This is a genomic window from Hydrogenophaga sp. (assembly GCF_031426985.1).
Lineage (GTDB): Bacteria > Pseudomonadota > Gammaproteobacteria > Burkholderiales > Burkholderiaceae_C > Hydrogenophaga.
The window spans coordinates 1-18,626 of the sequence record NZ_JASJOY010000055.1 but is presented as its reverse complement, the minus strand read 5'-3'; the positions used below and the strand labels follow the sequence as shown (position 1 = coordinate 18,626).

Here is an 18,626-nt window from a genome sequence, read left to right as displayed (position 1 = left end):
GGTCTGTGGGATGTCGCCAGTGCTCTGGCGTTCGGTCACTATAGCCCACAATAATCGCCAAAACCACTGGAGACCCACGCATGCCCGGCTACTCGGACCCCGGCTTCGACACCCTGGCGCTGCACGCCGGCGCCACCCCCGACGCGACCGGCGCCCGCGCCGTGCCCATCCACCTGACGACCTCGTTCGTCTTCGAATCCAGCGACCACGCCGCCGCCCTGTTCAACCTCGAACGCGCCGGCCACGTCTACAGCCGCATCAGCAACCCGACCAACGCGGTGTTCGAGCAGCGCATGGCGGCGCTCGAAGGCGGCATCGGCGCGATTTCGGTCGCCAGCGGCCAGGCCGCGCTGCACCTCTCGATCGCCACGCTCATGGGCGCGGGCTCGCACATCGTCGCCAGCACCGCGCTGTACGGCGGCAGCCAGAACCTGCTGCACTACACGCTGCGCCGTTTCGGCATCGAGACCACCTTCGTGAAGCCGGGCGACATCGACGGCTGGAAGGCCGCCGTGCGGCCCAACACCAAGCTGTTCTTCGGCGAGACCGTGGGCAACCCGGGCCTGGACGTGCTGGACATGCCGACCGTCGCGCAGATCGCACACGAGGCGAAAGTGCCGCTGCTGGTGGACAGCACGCTGACCACGCCCTACCTGGTCAAACCCTTCGAGCTGGGTGCCGATCTGGTCTACCACTCGGCCACCAAGTTCCTGAGCGGCCACGGCACCGTGATCGGCGGCGTGGTGGTCGATGCCGGCAGCTTCGACTGGGACGCTTCGGGCAAATTCCCCGAACTGACCGAACCCTACGACGGTTTCCACGGCATGACCTTCAGCGAAGAAAGCACCGTCGGCGCCTTCCTGCTGCGCGCGCGCCGCGAGGGCCTGCGCGACTTCGGCGCCTGCCTGAGCCCGCACAGCGCCTGGCTGATCCTGCAGGGGCTGGAGACCCTGTCGCTGCGCATGGACCGCCACATGGGCAACACCGAGAAGGTGGTGCAGTTCCTGGCCAGCCAGCCGCTGGTGGGCCGCGTCGGCCACCCGCTGCTCGACTCGCACCCCAGCCACGCGCTGGCGAACAAGCTGCTCAAACACGGCGCCAGAGGCGCCGGCTCGGTGTTCAGCTTCGACATCAAAGGCTCGCGCGCACAGGGCAAGGCCTTCATCGAAGCGCTCAAGCTTTTCAGCCACCTGGCCAACGTGGGCGACTGCCGCTCGCTGGTGATCCACCCGGCCAGCACCACCCACTTCCGCATGAGCGACGAGGCGCTGGCCGGCGCCGGCATCGGCCCCGGCACGATCCGTCTGTCCATCGGACTGGAAGACCCGGACGACCTGATCGACGATCTGAAGCGCGCGCTGAAAGCCGCAGAAAAGGCAGGTGCCTGATGTACCTCGACGTTCAAGGCGCCAAGACCTACTGCTACACCGGCGGCAAGGCCTTTGACCCGGCCAAGCCCACCGTCGTCTTCATCCACGGCGTGCTCCACGACCACAGCGTCTGGATCCTGCAGAGCCGCTACCTGGCGAACCACGGCTTCAACGTGCTGGCGGTGGACCTGCCCGGCCACTGCCGGAGCGAGGGCGAAGCGCCGTCGACCGTTGAAGAGGCGGCCGACTTCGTCGCCGCCCTGCTCGACGCCGCCGGCGTGCAGAAGGCCGCCCTGGTCGGCCACAGCTGGGGCTCGCTGATCACCATGGAAGCGGCGGCACGCCTGAAGGACCGCGTGACCCACGCGGTGCTGGTCGGCACCGCCTTCCCGATGAAGGTCTCACCCGCGCTGATCGAGGCCGCGCTGAACGCGCCCGAAGTCGGCATGAAGATGATCAACGTGTTCAGCCGCAGCACGCTCGCCGCACCGCCCTCGGCGCTCGGGCCCGGCACCTGGGTCTACGGATCCAGCCTGGCGTTGAACCGGCGGGTGCTGCGCAGCAACCCCAAGGTCAACGTGTTCCACCGCGGCTTCGTGGCCTGCGACCGCTACACCGGCGGCGAAGCGGCCATGGCCGCGCTCACCTGCCCGGTGCTGTTCCTGCTGGGCGGCCAGGACCAGATGACCCAGCCCAAAGCGGCGCAGGGCCTGGTCCAGGCGGCAAAGGCGGCGGGCAAGACCGTGCAGGTGGTCACGCTGCCTGTAGGCCATCACCAGATGACCGAGACCCCCGACGCCACCCTGTTCGCGATCCGCGACTTCCTCAGTCGCTGAAACCAGCTGGGCGCCGGCTCGACCAGGGGGGTGAGCTGGTACTCGCTGTAATGCTCCTGCGGCGTGTTCGCGGGCTCGGCGTCGGCGCCGACCACCACCCAGTCCTGCAACAGGTCGACCACCGCGCCCGGGCCGAGGAACAGGTCCTGCGCCACGTGGGGCTGCGTCAGCCAGAGCCGGCCGCGGACCACGCGCAGCCGCATGCCGGCGCTGGCGTTGATCACGCGGGTCTGCCGGGGCCACAGGCGGGTGGGAAGGGGCGGGGTGGTGTGCATGGCGAACCTTTCGTGCGGACCAATGAAATCAGTGGCTCCACTGTCGGGATTTCCCCGCCCGCGCGACAGACACACAGGCGCCCCAGTTCGGACGTGCAAGGCCCCACAGGCGCCCATCTGTGTGCCCGGTTTGGCGGCCATCTGTACCGGTCCTGGCGTGTCGGTCCGGCCGGGCGCCGGGCAGGCGCTCGGTTAGCATGGAAGCGCCATGTCCGAGCCGCCCCAGCCCTCCGTGCTGCGCCCGGTCCCACCGGTGCCGCCGCCCCCCGAACCCGCCCCGCCGCTGTACCAGCGGATCGCGCAGGCACTGGCGCAGCTGATCCACGGCGGCAGCCTCAAGGCCGGGCAGCGCCTGCCCTCGGTGCGCGAGACGGCACTGACCCACGGGGTCTCGATTTCCACCGCCATGCAGGCCTACCGCCAGCTCGAAGAACAGGGCCTGGCGCAGGCACGGCCCAAGGCGGGTTACTTCGTGCGGCGGCCGCAGCGCATCGCCCAGCCGGGTCTGAGCGCGCCGCCGCAGCGCAGCTTCCTGGTCGAACGCCAGACGCGATCCGAAGGCTTTGCCATGCTGCACCAGCCCGGCGACCGCGCCAGCTTCGGCGGCTTCTCGCCCGAGCGCAGCACGCTGTTTGACGAAGAGCGGCTGCGCGTGGCCATCGGCCGCGCCTCGCGGGTGCACCGCCACAGCCTGACCGAATACAACAAGGCCGACCCCGGCCGCCCCGCGCTGCGCCAGGCCGTGGCCCGGCGCGCGCTGCACCTGGGCTGCGCGCTGGACGCGGCCGACATCGTGATCACCGCCAGCTGCACCCAGGCGGTGCATCTGTGCCTGCGCGCGGTGACGCAGCCGGGCGACGTGGTGGCGCTGGAATCGCCCACCTTCTTCGGCTACCTCGACCTGATCGAGTCGCTGGGTCTGCGCGTGCTGGAGATACCGACGCATCCGGCCACCGGCCTCTCGCTGCCGGCGCTCGAACTGGCGCTGGACACGCAGCCGGTCAAGGCCGTGCTGGCCGCGCCCACGCTGTCCAACCCGCTGGGTTCGGTGATGCCGCTGGCGGCCAAACAGAAGCTGGTCAGGCTGCTGGCGCAGCGCGGCGTGCCGCTGATCGAGGACGTGGTGTTCAACGACCTGCTGGCCGGCGACGAGCGCCGCAAGGCCGCCAAGGCCTTCGACACCGACGGCCACGTGATGGTCTGCGGTTCGTTCGCCAAGACGCTCACGCCGGGCATCCGCCTGGGCTGGGTCGAGGCCGGGCGCTGGCGCGACAGCGTGGCCTCCAGCAAACGGCTGCAGGGCGCGGCCACCCCCGTGGTGCTGGAAGAAGCGCTGGCCGACCTGCTGACCCAGGGCAGTTACGAGGCCCACCTGCGCCGGCTCACCACTTACATGAACCAGCGCCGCAACGAGGCGCGGCGACTGATCGCGCACCACTTTCCCGCCGGCACGCGCGTCAGCAACCCGCCGTCGGGCGACACGCTGTGGCTGGAGCTGGAACCCGGCTTTTCCAGCATGGAACTGTTCCGCCGCTGCGCCGCCGAAGGCATCACCTTCGGTCCGGGTGAGTTCTTCACCGCCACCGACCGCTACCGCCACTGCCTGCGGCTGAACTTCTCCGGCGCCTGGAACACGCTGCACATGCAGGCGCTGGCCCGCATCGGCGAGATCGCGCGCGAGATGACGCAGGAAAACCCCGAGAAGAAGCGCGCCTGAGACCGGTCAGCGCACGCACTGCATCAGCGGTGTGCTCTGGGTGGTTTCGAGTTTTCCACTGCTGATCACGCAGGCCATACCGCCGCACACGCAGTGCACCACGTCCATCGACAGACCGGGCACCCGCGTCGGCGCCGAACACTGGCAGGCCGGTGGCGCGGCCAAGATGCCCTGCGCTTCGGCCGGGCGGACCTGCATGAACACGGCACCCGCCAGCGCGGCCGCGACCAGACACAACACGACGGCGGCGCGCCCGGCGCCGCGGGAGAAGTTGGGAACCATGGGAACTCCTTCATCCAGGCGCCGACTGCGCCCCGGGTCATGCTACGCCGACCATGCCGCCTGAGCGACCCCATGCCCCCCATGCCGGCGCCACAATGCGCCCATGACCGAGCTGCCGATCACCCCGCCCATGAGCGCCGCGCGGGCGCGCGACATCGTGGCCAGTTTCGACCTGCGCGCCCTGCCCGCCGACTTCCTGGCCAACCCCTTCCCGGTCTACGCCGCGCTGCGCGAGCACGATCCGGTGCGGCGCATGCCCGACGGCTCGCGCTTTCTCACGCGCCACGCCGACCTGATGGCGGTGTACCGCGACGCGGCGCTGTTCAGCTCCGACAAACACGTCGAGTTCGCGCCCAAGTACGGGGTGGACTCGCCGCTGTACGCGCACCACACCACCAGCCTGGTGTTCAACGACCCGCCGCTGCACACGCGGGTGCGCAAACTCATCATGGGCGCGCTCACCCGCCGCGCCATCGCGGACATGGAACCCGGCCTGATCGCCCTGGTGGACCACCTGCTCGATCGCATCGAGGCGCGCGGCGGCGGCGACCTGATCGAGGACTTCGCCGCAGCGATCCCGGTCGAGATCATCGGCAACCTGCTGGGCGTGCCACACGCCGACCGCGGCCCGCTGCGCGACTGGTCGCTGGCCATTCTGGGCGCGCTCGAACCCGTGCCCACGCCCGCGCAGCACGCGGCCGGCAACCGCAGCGTGACCGAGATGCTGGCCTACCTGCGCACGCTGGTGGCCGAACGGCGCCAGGCCCCCGGCGACCCGGAGCACGACGTGCTCACGCGGCTGATCCAGGGCGAGGCCAGCGGCGACCAGCTGAGCGAAGTGGAGTTGCTGCAGAACTGCATCTTCCTGCTCAACGCCGGCCACGAGACCACCACCAACCTGATCGGCAACGGCCTGATCCTGATGCAGGAGTTCCCCGCCCAGCGCGCGCAACTGCTGGCCGACCTGCGTTCCGCTGCCGACGAGGCCGCACGGGAACAGGTGCTGGCACTGGCGGTGGACGAATGCCTGCGCTTCGAATCGTCCAACCAGCTGGGCAACCGGCGCGCGCTCGCACCGGCGCAGATCGGTGGGGTCGCGGTGGCGGCCGGCGACCTCGTGACGCTGTGCATCGGCGCCGCCAACCGGGACCCGGCCGTCTTTGCCGATCCGGAAACCCTGGACCTGCGCCGCGAAGGCAACAAGCACCTCGCGTTCGGCTTCGGCATCCACCAGTGCGCGGGGCTGAGCCTGGCGCGGCTGGAGGGCCGCATCGCCATCGGCCGCTTCCTGCGGCGCTTTCCCGCCTTTGAACTGAGTGCGTCGCCGGTGCGCGGCGGCCGGGCGCGTTTCCGCGGTTTCCTGTCGGCGCCGTTTCGCGCCGGCTGATCAGGGCACCGACGGCGCGGCCAGCGCCTGCGCGACGGTGAGGCTGCGCAGGCCGCTGCCGGCCCAGAACGCCTCGGTGCTGGGGGCGGCCGGCAGCAGCAGCCGCTCGGCCAGCGGGGCCAACGGCAGGTGGGCCGGGTCCTGCAGCAGCACGTAACGCTCGTCCTCTTCGTCCAGCCGGCCCAGCCAGTCCATCGCCACCAGGGCACCCACCGGGTCTTCCAGGTGCAGTGGGTCCACGCGCAGCGTTTGCGCCAGGGCCTCCAGGCTCAGGCCGCGTTGCTGCGCCTCGCGCACCGTCTGCAACTGGGCCAGGGCTTCGAGCGCGAGCTGGAAACGCCAGCCCGGCGAATTGCCACGCCGCTCAATGCCCGCCAGCAGGCTGGGCAGGTAGGCCGCGACCACCGCGCCCAGCAGCACGATGACCCAGGCCAGGTAGAACCACACCAGCAGGATGGGCACGGTGGCGAAGGTGCCATAGACCACCGAATAGGTGGGCACCTTGGCCAGGTACCAGGCCAGTGCGCTCTTGGCCAGCTCCAGCGCGGTGGCGACGAACAGACCGCCCACCAGCGCGTGGCTCCAGCGCACGCGGGTGTTGGGCACGTAGCGGTACAGCGCCGCCAGCCCCACCATCACCAGCGCGAACTGCAGCGCATCGAGCAGGAAGCGCACACCGCCCGGCAGGGCCGCCACCATGCCCTTGGACGCCGACAGCGCGTAGGACGTGACGCTCAGGCTGGCCCCCAGCAACAGCGGCCCCAGCGTCAGCACCGCCCAGTACACCAGGATGCGCTGCGTCAGCGGCCGCGGCGTGCGCACGCGCCAGATGTCGTTGAGCTTGCGGTCGATGGTCAGGATCAGCGCCAGCGCGGTCACCAGCAGGAACAGCGCCCCCACCCAGCCGATCTGCCCGGCCTTGGCGGCGAACTGGTTGAGGTAGCTCAACACCTGCTTGGCGATGTTGTCGGGCACCAGGCTTTCCACCAGCCAGCGCTGCAGCGTGGTCTGCAGCCGCGCGAACATGGGAAAGGCGCTGAAGATGGCCAGCGCCACGGTGAACAGCGGCACCAGCGAGATGGTGGTGGTGAAGGTGAGGCTGGACGCGGTGACGCCCAGGCGGTCTTCGCGGAAGCGCTCGCGCAGCGTCAGCGCCGTGGTGCGCCAAGGGAAGCGGCGCAGGTTCTGCCAGCCGTCGGCCAACACGGTGCGCAGCAGGGTCTGTGCGCCTTGCAGGCGCTCGGAAAAGGTCATCCCGGTATCATGCCACCCGCCATGCCCACCCCCCTCTCCCCCACCCCTCTCCCTTCTTCTGCCCAGGCCGTGCGCTGGACGCGCGCGCTCGCCGTGGGCAGCCTGCTGGGCCTCATCGTTCTCGGCCTGGCCTGGGAGCTGTGGCTCGCGCCGCTGCGCCCGGGCGGCTCCTGGCTGGTGCTCAAGGTGCTGCCGCTGACCGTTCCGCTGGTGGGCCTGCTCAAGAACCGCATGTACACCTACCGCTGGGTCAGCCTGATGGTGTGGCTGTACTTCACCGAAGGCGTGGTGCGCGCCTGGAGCGACCCCGGCCTGTCGGCCGGTCTGGCCGCCATCGAGGTGCTGCTGTGCGTGCTGCTGTTCGTGGCCTGCGCGGTGCATGTGCGCATGCGCCTGAAGGCCGCCGGCAAAGAGGCCGTGGCCGCCGACGCGGCGCGCCGCGCGATCGAAATCGGCGCCGCGGCCGACCCGGTGGCCGCCCCGAAACCCTGAAGCCCTGGACCATGAACCCCTTGATCGCCCAGTTGCGCCAGACCGTGGGTGCCGCCCACGTGCTCACCCACGACGACCCGGGCGCCGACCTCTCGGCCTGGGAACAGGACTGGCGCCAGCGCGCCCGCGGCCGCGCCCTGGCCGTGGTGCGCCCCGGCAGCACCACCGAGGTGGCCGCCGTGGTGCGTGCCTGTGCCGCGGCCGGTGTCAGCCTCGTGCCCCAGGGCGGCAACACCGGCCTGGTGGTCGGTTCGGTGCCCGACGACACCGGCACCCAGGTGGTGCTCTCGCTCACCCGCATGAACCAGGTGCGCGCCATCGACGGTGCCAACCTCACCATCACCCTGGACGCGGGCTGCGTGCTGCAGGCGGTGCAGGAAACGGCGGAAAAGGCCGGCTTCCTGTTCCCGCTGTCGCTTGCGGCCGAGGGCAGTTGCACCATCGGCGGCAACCTGGCCACCAACGCCGGCGGCACCCAGGTGCTGCGCTACGGCAATGCGCGTGAACTCTGCCTGGGCCTGGAAGTGGTCACCGCGCAGGGCGAGGTCTGGCACGGCCTGAGCGGCCTGCGCAAGGACAACACCGGCTACGACCTGCGCGACCTGTTCGTCGGCAGCGAAGGCACGCTGGGCGTGATCACCGCCGCGACCATGAAGCTCTACCCGCTGCCCGCCGCACAGCTGACCGCCTGGGCCGCCGTGCCCAGCCTGGACGCGGCCGTGACCCTGCTGGGCCTGGCGCACCAGCACCTGGGCGCGGGCCTGACCGGCTTCGAGGTCATGGGCCAGTTCGCGCTCTCGCTGGTGGCCAAACACTTCCCGCAACAGCGCGTGCCCTTTCTGGAGCACCCGGCCGCATCGGCGCCGGGCCGCCCCAAGCCCGATGCAGCCCCCTCGGGGGGCAGCGAACCACGCGCAGCGGGGAGCGTGGGGGCCACGTACTGCGTGCTGCTGGAGAACAGCGACAGCGAATCCGAAGACCACGCCCGCAGCCAGTTCGAGCGCCTGCTCGAAACCGCGTTCGAGAACGGCGTGGTGAGCGACGCCGTGGTGGCCGAGAACCTGGGCCAGGCGCACGCGCTCTGGCACATCCGCGAAAGCATCCCGCTGGCGCAGGCCCAGGAGGGCCTGAACATCAAGCACGACATCAGCATCCCGGTGTCGAAGATCCCGGCCTTCTGTGCCGAGACCGACGCGCTGCTGCAGCACGAGGTGCCGGGCGTGCGCCTGGTCAACTTCGGCCACCTGGGCGACGGCAACCTGCACTACAACGTGCAGGCCCCCGAGAGCGGCGACGCCAAGGCCTTCCTCCAGACCATGGAAGAACGCGTCAACACGCTGGTGTTTGACGCGGTGGCGCGCTACGATGGCTCCATCAGCGCCGAACACGGCGTGGGCAGCCTCAAGGTGGACAAGCTGCCCGGCTACAAGGACCCGGTCGCCCTGGGCCTGATGCGCGCCGTCAAACAGGCGCTGGACCCCCACAACACCCTCAACCCCGGTCGCGTCCTCTCGACATGAACCCCCGCCACCTGCGCCGCCTTCTGCGCCCTCTGCCTGCAGCCGCCCTGCTGCTGGGTTTGGTCGCGCCGGTGCAGGCGGCCACGCCCGAGCAGGCCGCGCGCTGGCGCGAGCAGGCGCGCAGCCACGAACACGGCGAAGGCGTGCCGCGCGACATGGCCCTCGCGCTGGACCTGTACTGCAAGGCCGCGTTGGCGGGCGACACCGAAGCGCAGCACAACCTGGGCTGGATCTACGCCAACGGCCGTGGCCTGGAGCGCCACGACGGCTACGCCGCCTGGTACTTCCGGCAGGCCGCCGCGCAGGGCGATGCGCCCTCGCAGCGCATGCTCCGCACGATCAGCGCCGACGCGGTCAAGCCGCCCTGCATCGCGGATGCCGAGACCCAGCGCCACGCCGACGCCTGGGCGGTCACCGGCGTGGCCCTGGCCGCCGAACAGGCCCTGGCCGCCGCACAGGCCGCGGCCGAAGCCGCTGCGGCCACCCACTACCGCCGGCTCATCGCGACCGCCGACCAGAGGCGCATCATGGCCATCGTGATGCGCCTGGCGCCGCAGTACGGCGTGCACCCGGGTCTGGCCTACGCGGTCATCCGGGCCGAGTCCAACTTCAATCCCCTGGCCGTGTCCGAGAAGAACGCCCAGGGCCTGATGCAGCTCATCCCCGAGACCGCGGCGCGCTTCAACGTCACCCAGCCGCTGGACCCGGAGCAGAACATCCGCGGCGGCCTGGCCTACCTGCGCTGGCTGCTGGCCTACTTCAAGGGCGATGTGCCGCTGGCGGTGGCCGCCTACAACGCCGGCGAAGGCGCGGTGGACCGTTACCTGGGCGTGCCCCCCTTCCCGGAAACACAGGGCTATGTGCGCCGCATTCAGGAGGTGTTCAACCTCCAGCGCCACCCGTTCGACGCCCGCATCACCGCCCCGTCGCCCGAATGGCCGCGCATCGCCGCGCGGCCGCGCTCCTGAGCGCGCCCACGGCGCACGCCCCTGCCCTGCGAGTCCCGCACTTGGCCCACTGGTTCCTGCTCGGCATCGTCTACCTGTCGTTCATCAGCCTGGGCCTGCCCGACGGCATCCTGGGCGTGGCCTGGCCCGCCATCCGGGCCGACATGGGCCAGCCGCTGGCGGCCGTCGGCCTGCTGACCATCACCGCCACCGTGGCCGCCGCCACCAGCGCCTGGCTGACCGGCCGGGTGGTGGCCCGCGTGGGCACCGGCGCCGTGGTGGCCGGCAGTGCCCTGATGACGGCCCTGGCCCTGCTGGGCTTTTCCGTCGCCCCCTCGTTCGCCTGGCTGGTGCTGCTGGCGGTGCCGCTGGGCCTGGGCGGCGGCGCGGTGGACACCAGCCTGAACCATTTCGTCGCGGCGCACTACTCGTCGCGCCACATGAGCTGGCTGCACGCCAGCTGGGGCATCGGCGCCACCGCCGGGCCGGCCATCATGGCGCTGGCCCTGGCGGGCCCGGCCGGCTGGACGCGGGGCGTGCAACACCTCGGCCTGCTGCAGCTGGCGCTGGCGGCGCTGCTCTGGAGCAGCCTGGGGCTGTGGCGGCGTGAGCATGCCCGGCCGCCTGCGGATGACGCCGGCCACGGGCCCGCCGCAGCGCCACGCATGCCGCGCCGGCTGGCGCTCTGGCTGGCGCCACTGAGTTTTCTGCTCTACGTCTCGGCCGAGATGGGCACGGGCCTGTGGGCCGCCAGCATCCTGGTGGGCACACGCGGCGTGGGCGCGGCCGAGGCGGGTTTCTGGGTGTCGGTGTATTTCGGTTCCATCACCGCCGGCCGCGTGGCCGTGGGCCTGGTGGCCAACCGAGTCGGCAACCGCCGCCTGGTGCGCGCGGGTGTCTGTCTGGCCCTGCTGGGCGCCGCGCTGTTCGCCGTGCCCGGGGCGCCCGCCGCGCTGTCGCTGGCGGGTCTGGTGCTCATGGGCCTGGGCTGCGCGCCAGTGTTCCCCTCGCTGATGCACGAAACCGCACGGCGTTTCCCGGCCGACCTGGCGCGCACCGTGATCGGGCGGCAGATGATGGGTTCGTACGCCGGCGGCTCGCTGGTGCCCGCCGCCTTCGGCCTGCTGGCCACCTGGGCCGGCCTGGGCGCGGTGATGCCGGTGGTGCTGGTGCTGCTGCTGGCCCTGCTGGCCGTCACCACCGCGCTGGACCGCCTGACCTGAGCCGTGCGGGCCCATGCGCCCGGCGGGCACGGGGCGGCACCGCAAAAGGCACAATGACGCCCTTCCCCGGATGACTGCCCCGACCATGACCGCCCCCACCGCTGCCCGCCCCGTTCGCTCCCAGTACGAAGACTTCATGCGCCACGTCTATGAAAACGGCGTGCAGAAAGGCGACCGCACCGGCACCGGCACCCGCAGCGTGTTCGGCCACCAGATGCGCTTCGACCTGAACGAAGGCTTTCCGCTGGTCACCACCAAGAAGGTCTTCCTCAAGGCCATCATCGTCGAGCTGCTGTGGTTCCTGCGCGGCGACAGCAATGTGAAGTGGCTGCAGGAACGCGGCTGCACCATCTGGGACGAATGGGCGCGCGAAGACGGCGAACTCGGCCCCGTCTACGGCGTGCAGTGGCGCAACTGGCCCAAGCCGGGTGGGGGGCACATCGACCAGATCAGCGAAGTGGTCAAGCAACTCAAGAGCAACCCCGACAGCCGCCGCATCATCGTCAGCGCCTGGAACGTGGCCGACCTGGACCAGATGGCGCTGATGCCCTGCCACGCCTTCTTCCAGTTCTACGTCGCGCCCGCCACCGAGCCCGGTGGCCGGGGCAAGCTCAGCTGCCAGCTCTACCAGCGCAGCGCCGACATCTTCCTGGGCGTGCCGTTCAACATCGCGAGCTACGCGCTGCTGACCCACATGCTGGCCCAGCAATGCGACCTGGACGTGGGCGACTTCATCTGGACCGGCGGCGACTGCCACATCTACAGCAACCACCATCAACAGGTGGAGCTGCAGCTGAGCCGCCAGCCCATGGCCTACCCGACGCTGAGCATCAGGCGCAAACCCGATTCGATCTTCGACTACGCCTACGAGGACTTCGAGGTGGTCGGCTACGAATGCCACCCGGCGATCAAGGCACCCGTTGCGATTTAGTTTCCTGGTGCGCTGCACCCACGCCCAACGCGTGCCATTTCGCCATCCAGAGGCACCGCCGGGCTGGCTTTGCCAGACGGCCAGTGCCGCCCCCTGGGGGGTGACGCGAAGCGGCGCGGGGGGGACACTTCTGTGATCACCCGTCGCCAGCTCTGGGCGCTGCTGGCCCTCACGCTCATGTGGGGGGTCAACTGGCCCATGATGAAACTCTCGCTGCAGCAGCTCTCGCCGCTGTACTTCCGCGCCAGCACCATGCTGCTGGGCGCAAGCTGGCTGTTCGTCTATGTGGCGGCCCGGGGCGAGCGCATGAAGCCCGTCGGCCGTGAATGGCTGGCCATCGCCACGCTCGGGCTGCCCAACGTGCTGGGCTGGCACACGCTGTCGATCTTCGGCGTGCAGGAGTTGGCCTCGGGCCGCGCCGCCATCCTGGGCTTCACCATGCCCATCTTCACGGTGCTGATCGGTGCGGCCTTCTTCGGCGAACGCGTCACGCCGCGCGTGCGGCTGGCGGTGGTGTGCGTGAGCATCGCCATCGCCCTGCTGCTGTGGAACGAACTGCAGCGCCTCTCGGGCCGCCCGGCGGGCGTGGCCTGGATGCTGGGCGCCGCCGCCTCCTGGGCCCTGGGCACGCTGATGTTCCGCCGCGCCCACCTCACGCTCTCGCCACTGGTGGTGACGGTGTGGATGCTGCTGCTCGGCAGCGCCGTGGTCTGGGTGCTGGCCCTGTCGCTGGAGCCGCTGCCGCAACCGGCCACGTTCACGCCGCTGATGTGGATCAGCCTGGCCTACGGCGTGCTGATCAACTACGGCTTCGCGCAGCTGATCTGGTTTGGCCTGGCGCGCAACCTGCCGCCCGCCACCAGCGCCATGAGCGTGATGGCGATCCCGCTGGTCGGCACGCTCAGTGCCACCGTCATCACCGGCGAGGTGCCGCACTGGCAAGACTGGCTGGCCATGGGTTTCGTGATGGTGGCCATCGCCAGCGTGCTGCTGCCCGCGGGCGCACTGCGGCGGCGCCCGGCCGCGGCACAATCGCCCGATGCCTGATACCGCCGCACCCCCTGCCCGCCTGAACCTCATCTATGCCCGCGCCGCCAACGGCGTGATCGGCAAGGACAACCAGTTGCCCTGGCACCTGCCTGAGGACCTGGCGCATTTCAAACGCACCACCCTGGGTTGCCCGGTCATCATGGGCCGCAAGACCTGGGACTCGCTGCCGCCGAAGTTCCGCCCCCTGCCCGGCCGGCTCAACATCGTGGTCTCGCGCGACGAAGGCTTTGTGGCCGAGGGCGCCGCGGTGGCGCATTCTCTCGAAGCCGCACACGCGCTTTGCCCGCCCGACTGCGACGCCTGGGTGATCGGTGGTGCGCAGGTCTATGCGCAGGCCTTGCCGCTGGCCAGCACGGTGGTGGTGACCGAAATCGCACGCGACTTCGACGGCGACGCCTTCGCTCCCACCCTCGGCCCCGAATGGCGCGAGACCGCGCGCGAGGAGCACGTGGCCGCCAACGGTCTGCCCTTTGCCTTCGTCACCTACACCCGCACCGCCTGAGAACCGACATGCAATTCGCCACCTGGAACGTCAACTCCCTCAACGTGCGCCTGCCGCAGGTGCTGGCCTGGCTGGCCGCCAACCCGGTGGACGTGCTGGCCCTGCAGGAACTGAAACTCACCGACGACAAGTTCCCGCTGCAGGCCTTCACCGACATCGGCTACCAGGCCCAGTGGTTCGGGCAGAAGACCTATAACGGCGTGGCGCTGCTGAGCAAGGCGCCCGCGACCGACGTGATCAAGAACATCCCGGGTTTTGAAGACGAGCAGTCGCGCGTGCTGTGCGCCACCATCGCCGGCGTGCGCGTGATCGGTGCCTATTTCCCCAACGGGCAGGAGCCCGGCAGCGACAAGTTCGCCTACAAGATGCGCTGGCTGACCGCGCTGCGCGAGTGGGTGCACGCCGAGATGGCCCAGCACCCGCAGCTGGTGCTGATGGGCGACTACAACATCACCTTCGATGACCTCGACGTGTGGGATCCCGTGGGCCTGCGCGAGACCATCCACTGCACGACCGAAGAACGCACCCACCTGCAGGGCCTGATCGGCCTGGGCCTGCACGATGCGCACCGGCTGTTCGAGCAGCCGCCCAAGAGCTTCAGCTGGTGGGACTACCGCATGCTGGGTTTCCAGAAAGGCCGCGGTCTGCGCATCGACCACATCCTCATCACCGACGCCCTCAAAGCGCGCGCAACCGCCTGCACCGTGGACCGCGTACCGCGCAAGAACCCGCAGCCCAGCGACCACGCGCCGGTGGTGCTCACGCTGGCGGACTGACCTGGCTGCACCCCATGAAAAAAGGAGCCTCACGGCTCCTTTTTTCATTCCATCCCCAGTTCCTGGATCTTGCGGGTGATGGTGTTGCGGCCGATGCCCAGCTTGTGCGCCGCCTCGATGCGCCGCCCCCGCGTGTTGGCCAGCGCCGTCTCGATCAACCGGGTCTCGAACCGGCGGGTGAGCACGTCCCACACGTCGGTGCGCCCAGCCTCGAGCAGAGCCTGGGCTTCGGCCTGCAAGCCGGCTTCCCAGGAGGCGCCCCCCGCCACAACGGGCGCGGTGGGCACCACGGCAACAGCGGCTGCGGCGGGCATCAGCGGATCGGCGGGCACTGTCGTCGGCGTCGCAACGGTCGACGCGGCGGTCCAGTCCACAGGAGCCGGCTCCACCACCGATGGCATCGGCTCCGGGACCGGCGCTGCCATCGGCGGCTCAGCGGGCACACCGCTGGTGACCGCCAGCACCTCGGGCGGCAGGTCTTTGACCTCGATCACCTGCGCCGGCGCCATCACGGTCAGCCAGTGGCAGACGTTTTCCAGCTGGCGCACGTTGCCCGGGAAGTCGAAGCCACTGAGCAGGCGCAGCGCACCGTCTGAAATGCGCTTGGGCTCCACGCCCAGCTGCTTGGCGCTTTGCTGCAAAAAGAAGCGCGTGAGCATGGGCACGTCTTCGCGGCGCTCGCGCAGCGCCGGCAGGCGCAGGCGGATCACGTTGAGGCGGTGGAACAGGTCTTCGCGGAAGCCACCGTCCTTGACGCGCTGTTCCAGGTTCTGGTGGGTGGCAGCGATCACCCGCACATTGGCCTTGACCGCGCTGTGACCGCCGACGCGGTAGAAATGCCCGTCGGACAGCACGCGCAGCAGGCGCGTCTGCAGGTCGAACGGCATGTCGCCGATTTCGTCGAGGAACAGCGTGCCGCCCTCGGCCTGCTCGAATCGACCGCGGCGCATGGTCTGCGCGCCGGTGAAGGCGCCGCGCTCGTGGCCGAACAGTTCGGACTCCAGCAGGTCCTTCGGAATGGCTGCGGTGTTGATGGCCACAAACGGCCCGTTGGCGCGCGGCGAGTGCTTGTGCAGCGCGCGCGCCACCAGTTCCTTGCCCGAGCCCGATTCGCCGGTGATGAGCACCGTGACGTTGCTCTGAGACAGGCGACCGATGGCGCGGAACACGTCCTGCATGGCGGGCGCCTGGCCCAGCATCTCGGGCGCGCCAGCCACCGATTCCTGCGCCACCTCTTCGCGCTGGCTCTCTTCCACCGCGCGGTGGATCAGCTCCACCGCCTTGGGCAGGTCAAAGGGCTTGGGCAGGTATTCGAAGGCGCCGCCCTGGAAGGCCGAGACGGCGCTGTCCAGATCGGAGAAGGCGGTCATGATGATGACCGGCAGGCCGGGCAGCTTCTCCTTGACCTTCTCCAGCAGGTCCAGCCCCGAACCACCGGGCATGCGAATGTCGCTCACCAGGATCTGCGGGCCTTCGCTCTCGGGTGTGTCGGCCAGGGCCTTGAGGACTTCCTGCGGGTTGGTGAAGCTGCGGGTGGGCAGGTTTTCGCGCAGCAGCGCTTTCTCCAGCACGAAGCGGATGGATTGGTCATCGTCAACGATCCAGATCGGCTTCATGTGTGGCGGTTCCCTTCAGCGGCGTGTGTGTGTGTTGTGGTCAAGGCAACGGAATCAGGATCTTGAAATCCGTCCGGCCCGGCTCGCTCTCACACTCGATCAGGCCATGGTGTTGCTGCACGAAGGTTTGCGCCAGCGTCAGCCCCAGGCCGGAACCGCCATCGCGCCCCGACACGAGCGGGAAAAAGATGCGGTCCTTGATCGAGTCCGGTACGCCGGGCCCGTTGTCGATCACATGCAATTCCAGTGCCAGGCGGTAGCGCTGCTTGCCGAAGGTGACCTGCCGGCCCACGCGCGTGCGGAAGGTGATCTGCGCGTCGCCGGCCGCGATGCGATCGGCCAGCGCCTGCGCCGCGTTGTGCGCGATGTTGAGCACCGCCTGGATGAGCTGCTCGCGGTCGCCACGGAACTCGGGAATGGAGGTGTCGTAGTCGCGCACGACCTTCAATCCCTTGGGGAACTCGGCCACGATCAGCGAGCGCACACGCTCACACACCTCGTGGATGTTCACGTCGCCCACCACGTGCGGGCGGCGGTGCGGCGCCAGCAGCCGGTCGACCAGCGACTGCAGGCGGTCGGCCTCGTGGATGATGACCTGCGTGTACTCGGTCAGCTGCTTGTTGTCGAGTTCGAGTTCAAGCAGCTGCGCCGCGCCCCGGATGCCGCCCAGCGGGTTCTTGATCTCGTGCGCCAGGTTGCGGATGAGTTCCTTGTTGGCCTGCGCCTGGTCGATCAGGCGCTCCTCGCGCTCCTGGCGCGTCTGCTGCTCCAGCGGCAGCAGCTCCACGATCACCTCACCCGCCACATCGGTCTGCGCCACCACCACGTGCACCGGCAACGGTTCGTGGGTCAGGCGTCGCAGCCAGGCGTCGTAGCGCAGGGCGGCGAACTCGTTGCCGCGGGCGCCGCTGAGCGCGTTCTGCAGCAAGGATGGCTCGGTGAAGCAGTCCTGCAGCTGCGCGCCAGTGATGCTGCGCCGGGACATGCCCAGTGCGTCTTCCAGCGCCGCGTTGGCGTAGAGCACGGCGCCGTCAGACGCGACCACCGCCACCAGGGTGGCCAGCAGGTCCAGCGACTGGAAACGCTGCGCGGCAGAGGGGACGGGATGCCCGGGAGCGTCGGCGCAAGCCGATGGCGCCAGAGGCGTGGGCGGGGGGATGGGGGTGGGCTTTTTCAAGCCGCCTATTTTGCGGCACTTCCTGCGGCGGCCGGCGCACCACCGAGGCGCGTGAGCTCGCGCTGAATGCCGGCCACATCGCTCTCGGCACGGGCCACGCTGGCCTTGAGTTCGGCCACGCGGTCGAGGTAGCGCTGGTGGTTGCGGCCTTCGATGCCCTCTTTCTCCGGTGCCCCGTTGGCATAGGCCTTCTGGGCCTGGGCCAGGCGCTCTTGCGCCTTGCGCAGCTCGGCCGTCAGGATGGCGCGCGCATCGCTGTCGCGGGCGCGCTGTTCGCTGCTGTCCACCCGTTCACCGCTGCTGCGCGCCGTGGGCTGCGACGTGGCCGGGCGCGGCGAACTGGCGGCCACCGGCCTGGAGGCCTGCGGTACCGTGCCCTGGATGATGGTGATGTTGCCGCCGTCCATGGGCTTGCAGCCACGGCTCTTGGCCAGTTCCGCGTCGTTGGTGTACTCGTTGCCGCAGCGGTAAATGCGCTCCTGGGCCAGGGCCGGGACAAAACAGGCGGCAGCGGACATCGCGGCCAGCCATCGGATCACAAAGTGGTGCGTCATGTTCAAGGGCACAAGGGAATCGGTCGGGTACAGCACGCACCCAGGCAGTGCTTTTCAGTATGAACCAAAAGCCCGGTGAAAGTGCCTGAGGCAGCCGACGGGAGGCGAATATGCCGCGCCCAAATGCAAAAGGGACGACTTCCGTCGTCCCTTTTGGGCATCGGCCCCACAGCATGGCGGGCCGGGCGAAAGGCCTGCCTAGGCAGGCCTGGCCTTCATCACAGGCTGTAGTACATGTCGTACTCGACCGGCGACACCTCGACGCGCGAACGGGTCACTTCGGTCATCTTCAGCTCGATGTAGGCATCGATCCAGGTGTCGGTGAACACACCGCCCTTGGTCAGGAAGGCGCGGTCCTTGTCCAGGTGGCCCAGGGCTTCGTCCAGGCTGGCGCAGACGGTGGGGACCAGCTTGTCCTCTTCCGGCGGCAGGTGGTAGAGGTCCTTGGTGGCGGCTTCGCCCGGGTGGATCTTGTTTTCCACGCCGTCCAGACCGGCCATCAGCAGGGCCGCGAAGCCCAGGTAGGGGTTCATCAGCGGATCGGGGAAGCGGGCTTCCACGCGACGGGCCTTGTCCGACGCCACGTTGGGGATGCGGATCGAAGCGGAACGGTTCTTGGCGGAGTAGGCCAGCTTGACCGGGGCTTCGAAGTGCGGCACCAGGCGCTTGTAGCTGTTGGTGCCGGGGTTGGTGATGGCGTTCAGGGCACGGGCGTGC

Annotated in this window: 18 protein-coding genes and 1 pseudogene; 12 read left to right on the top strand and 7 right to left on the bottom strand. The window is 69.7% G+C overall.

Annotated features, from left to right (window positions below):
- Positions 1–80 precede the first annotated feature (80 nt).
- The gene (locus RMP09_RS07620) at positions 81–1,388 is read left to right on the top strand and encodes an O-acetylhomoserine aminocarboxypropyltransferase (protein WP_310565371.1); all 1,308 of its coding nucleotides are present in this window, start codon (positions 81–83) and stop codon (positions 1,386–1,388) included.
- Positions 1,388–2,206, top strand: coding sequence for an alpha/beta hydrolase (locus tag RMP09_RS07615; protein WP_310565370.1), 819 nt, complete (start codon positions 1,388–1,390; stop codon positions 2,204–2,206). The genes RMP09_RS07620 and RMP09_RS07615 overlap by 1 nt, the downstream gene beginning before the upstream one ends.
- Here the strand turns inward: RMP09_RS07615 and RMP09_RS07610 are convergent.
- Positions 2,143–2,481 (bottom strand): DUF2917 domain-containing protein, encoded by a 339-nt coding sequence (locus tag RMP09_RS07610; protein ID WP_310565369.1) that lies wholly within the window; start codon positions 2,479–2,481, stop codon positions 2,143–2,145. The genes RMP09_RS07615 and RMP09_RS07610 overlap by 64 nt on opposite strands.
- Positions 2,482–2,689: 208 nt before the next feature.
- Between RMP09_RS07610 and RMP09_RS07605 the strand changes: the two genes are divergently transcribed.
- Complete coding sequence (locus RMP09_RS07605) at positions 2,690–4,198, top strand: PLP-dependent aminotransferase family protein (RefSeq protein WP_310565368.1); 1,509 nt, start codon at positions 2,690–2,692, stop codon at positions 4,196–4,198.
- Positions 4,199–4,204: 6 nt separating this feature from the next.
- On the opposite strand, the gene RMP09_RS07600 is transcribed toward RMP09_RS07605, so the two are convergent.
- Positions 4,205–4,480 carry a hypothetical protein gene (locus tag RMP09_RS07600; protein ID WP_310565367.1) on the bottom strand — a complete coding sequence of 92 codons (276 nt, stop codon included), beginning with the start codon at positions 4,478–4,480 and terminating at the stop codon, positions 4,205–4,207.
- Between the two features lie 103 nt (positions 4,481–4,583).
- On the opposite strand from RMP09_RS07600, the gene RMP09_RS07595 reads away from it, so the two are divergent.
- Positions 4,584–5,867: a cytochrome P450 gene (locus tag RMP09_RS07595; protein ID WP_409559696.1), complete on the top strand. Its 1,284-nt coding sequence runs from the start codon at positions 4,584–4,586 to the stop codon at positions 5,865–5,867.
- On the opposite strand, the gene RMP09_RS07590 is transcribed toward RMP09_RS07595, so the two are convergent.
- Positions 5,868–7,121, bottom strand: coding sequence for a YihY family inner membrane protein (locus RMP09_RS07590; RefSeq protein WP_310565366.1), 1,254 nt, complete (start codon positions 7,119–7,121; stop codon positions 5,868–5,870).
- A 21-nt stretch (positions 7,122–7,142) separates the two neighbouring features.
- Between RMP09_RS07590 and RMP09_RS07585 the strand changes: the two genes are divergently transcribed.
- The 8 genes from RMP09_RS07585 to xth all read left to right on the top strand — a co-directional run bounded on the left by RMP09_RS07585 (position 7,143) and on the right by xth (position 14,562).
- Positions 7,143–7,613, top strand: a complete 471-nt coding sequence (locus tag RMP09_RS07585; protein WP_310565365.1) for a DUF2069 domain-containing protein — start codon at positions 7,143–7,145, stop codon at positions 7,611–7,613.
- 11 nt (positions 7,614–7,624) lie between these two features.
- Positions 7,625–9,133 carry an FAD-binding oxidoreductase gene (locus RMP09_RS07580; protein ID WP_310565364.1) on the top strand — a complete coding sequence of 503 codons (1,509 nt, stop codon included), beginning with the start codon at positions 7,625–7,627 and terminating at the stop codon, positions 9,131–9,133.
- Positions 9,130–10,101, top strand: coding sequence for a transglycosylase SLT domain-containing protein (locus tag RMP09_RS07575; RefSeq protein WP_310565363.1), 972 nt, complete (start codon positions 9,130–9,132; stop codon positions 10,099–10,101). Before RMP09_RS07580 ends, RMP09_RS07575 begins: the two co-directional genes overlap by 4 nt.
- Before the next feature lie 41 nt (positions 10,102–10,142).
- On the top strand, positions 10,143–11,303 hold the full coding sequence (locus RMP09_RS07570; protein ID WP_310565362.1) for an MFS transporter: 1,161 nt from the start codon (positions 10,143–10,145) through the stop codon (positions 11,301–11,303).
- Positions 11,304–11,388: 85 nt separating this feature from the next.
- Positions 11,389–12,234 carry a thymidylate synthase gene (locus tag RMP09_RS07565; protein ID WP_310565361.1) on the top strand — a complete coding sequence of 282 codons (846 nt, stop codon included), beginning with the start codon at positions 11,389–11,391 and terminating at the stop codon, positions 12,232–12,234.
- Positions 12,235–12,366: 132 nt separating this feature from the next.
- On the top strand, positions 12,367–13,281 hold the full coding sequence (locus tag RMP09_RS07560) for a DMT family transporter (protein ID WP_310565360.1): 915 nt from the start codon (positions 12,367–12,369) through the stop codon (positions 13,279–13,281).
- Entirely contained in the window at positions 13,274–13,786 is a 513-nt protein-coding gene (locus RMP09_RS07555) for a dihydrofolate reductase (protein ID WP_310565359.1), read from the top strand. The genes RMP09_RS07560 and RMP09_RS07555 overlap by 8 nt, the downstream gene beginning before the upstream one ends.
- Before the next feature lie 8 nt (positions 13,787–13,794).
- The gene (gene xth / locus RMP09_RS07550; protein WP_310565358.1) at positions 13,795–14,562 is read left to right on the top strand and encodes an exodeoxyribonuclease III; all 768 of its coding nucleotides are present in this window, start codon (positions 13,795–13,797) and stop codon (positions 14,560–14,562) included.
- A gap of 44 nt (positions 14,563–14,606) precedes the next feature.
- Here xth and ntrC read toward each other — a convergent pair whose 3' ends face one another.
- The 4 genes and pseudogenes from ntrC to glnA form a co-directional block, all read right to left on the bottom strand.
- Positions 14,607–16,178, bottom strand: a complete 1,572-nt coding sequence (gene ntrC / locus RMP09_RS07545) for a nitrogen regulation protein NR(I) (RefSeq protein ID WP_310565357.1) — start codon at positions 16,176–16,178, stop codon at positions 14,607–14,609.
- Between the two features lie 40 nt (positions 16,179–16,218).
- Positions 16,219–17,319: a nitrogen regulation protein NR(II) gene (gene glnL / locus RMP09_RS07540; RefSeq protein WP_409559698.1), complete on the bottom strand. Its 1,101-nt coding sequence runs from the start codon at positions 17,317–17,319 to the stop codon at positions 16,219–16,221.
- Positions 17,320–17,360: 41 nt separating this feature from the next.
- Positions 17,361–17,909 carry a hypothetical protein gene (locus RMP09_RS07535; protein WP_310565356.1) on the bottom strand — a complete coding sequence of 183 codons (549 nt, stop codon included), beginning with the start codon at positions 17,907–17,909 and terminating at the stop codon, positions 17,361–17,363.
- 218 nt (positions 17,910–18,127) lie between these two features.
- Positions 18,128–18,626, bottom strand: a pseudogene (gene glnA / locus RMP09_RS07530) (glutamine synthetase); the annotation flags it as partial.

Coding starts and splice junctions, on each gene's coding strand:
- RMP09_RS07615 (WP_310565370.1), top strand. CDS start 1,388: ATGTACCTCGACGTTCAAGGCGCCAAGACCTACTGCTACACCGGCGGC.
- RMP09_RS07600 (WP_310565367.1), bottom strand. CDS start 4,480: ATGGTTCCCAACTTCTCCCGCGGCGCCGGGCGCGCCGCCGTCGTGTTG.
- RMP09_RS07535 (WP_310565356.1), bottom strand. CDS start 17,909: ATGACGCACCACTTTGTGATCCGATGGCTGGCCGCGATGTCCGCTGCC.
- RMP09_RS07565 (WP_310565361.1), top strand. CDS start 11,389: ATGACCGCCCCCACCGCTGCCCGCCCCGTTCGCTCCCAGTACGAAGAC.
- RMP09_RS07575 (WP_310565363.1), top strand. CDS start 9,130: ATGAACCCCCGCCACCTGCGCCGCCTTCTGCGCCCTCTGCCTGCAGCC.
- xth (WP_310565358.1), top strand. CDS start 13,795: ATGCAATTCGCCACCTGGAACGTCAACTCCCTCAACGTGCGCCTGCCG.
- RMP09_RS07585 (WP_310565365.1), top strand. CDS start 7,143: ATGCCCACCCCCCTCTCCCCCACCCCTCTCCCTTCTTCTGCCCAGGCC.
- RMP09_RS07610 (WP_310565369.1), bottom strand. CDS start 2,481: ATGCACACCACCCCGCCCCTTCCCACCCGCCTGTGGCCCCGGCAGACC.
- ntrC (WP_310565357.1), bottom strand. CDS start 16,178: ATGAAGCCGATCTGGATCGTTGACGATGACCAATCCATCCGCTTCGTG.
- RMP09_RS07595 (WP_409559696.1), top strand. CDS start 4,584: ATGACCGAGCTGCCGATCACCCCGCCCATGAGCGCCGCGCGGGCGCGC.
- RMP09_RS07620 (WP_310565371.1), top strand. CDS start 81: ATGCCCGGCTACTCGGACCCCGGCTTCGACACCCTGGCGCTGCACGCC.
- RMP09_RS07580 (WP_310565364.1), top strand. CDS start 7,625: ATGAACCCCTTGATCGCCCAGTTGCGCCAGACCGTGGGTGCCGCCCAC.
- RMP09_RS07555 (WP_310565359.1), top strand. CDS start 13,274: ATGCCTGATACCGCCGCACCCCCTGCCCGCCTGAACCTCATCTATGCC.
- RMP09_RS07605 (WP_310565368.1), top strand. CDS start 2,690: ATGTCCGAGCCGCCCCAGCCCTCCGTGCTGCGCCCGGTCCCACCGGTG.
- RMP09_RS07590 (WP_310565366.1), bottom strand. CDS start 7,121: ATGACCTTTTCCGAGCGCCTGCAAGGCGCACAGACCCTGCTGCGCACC.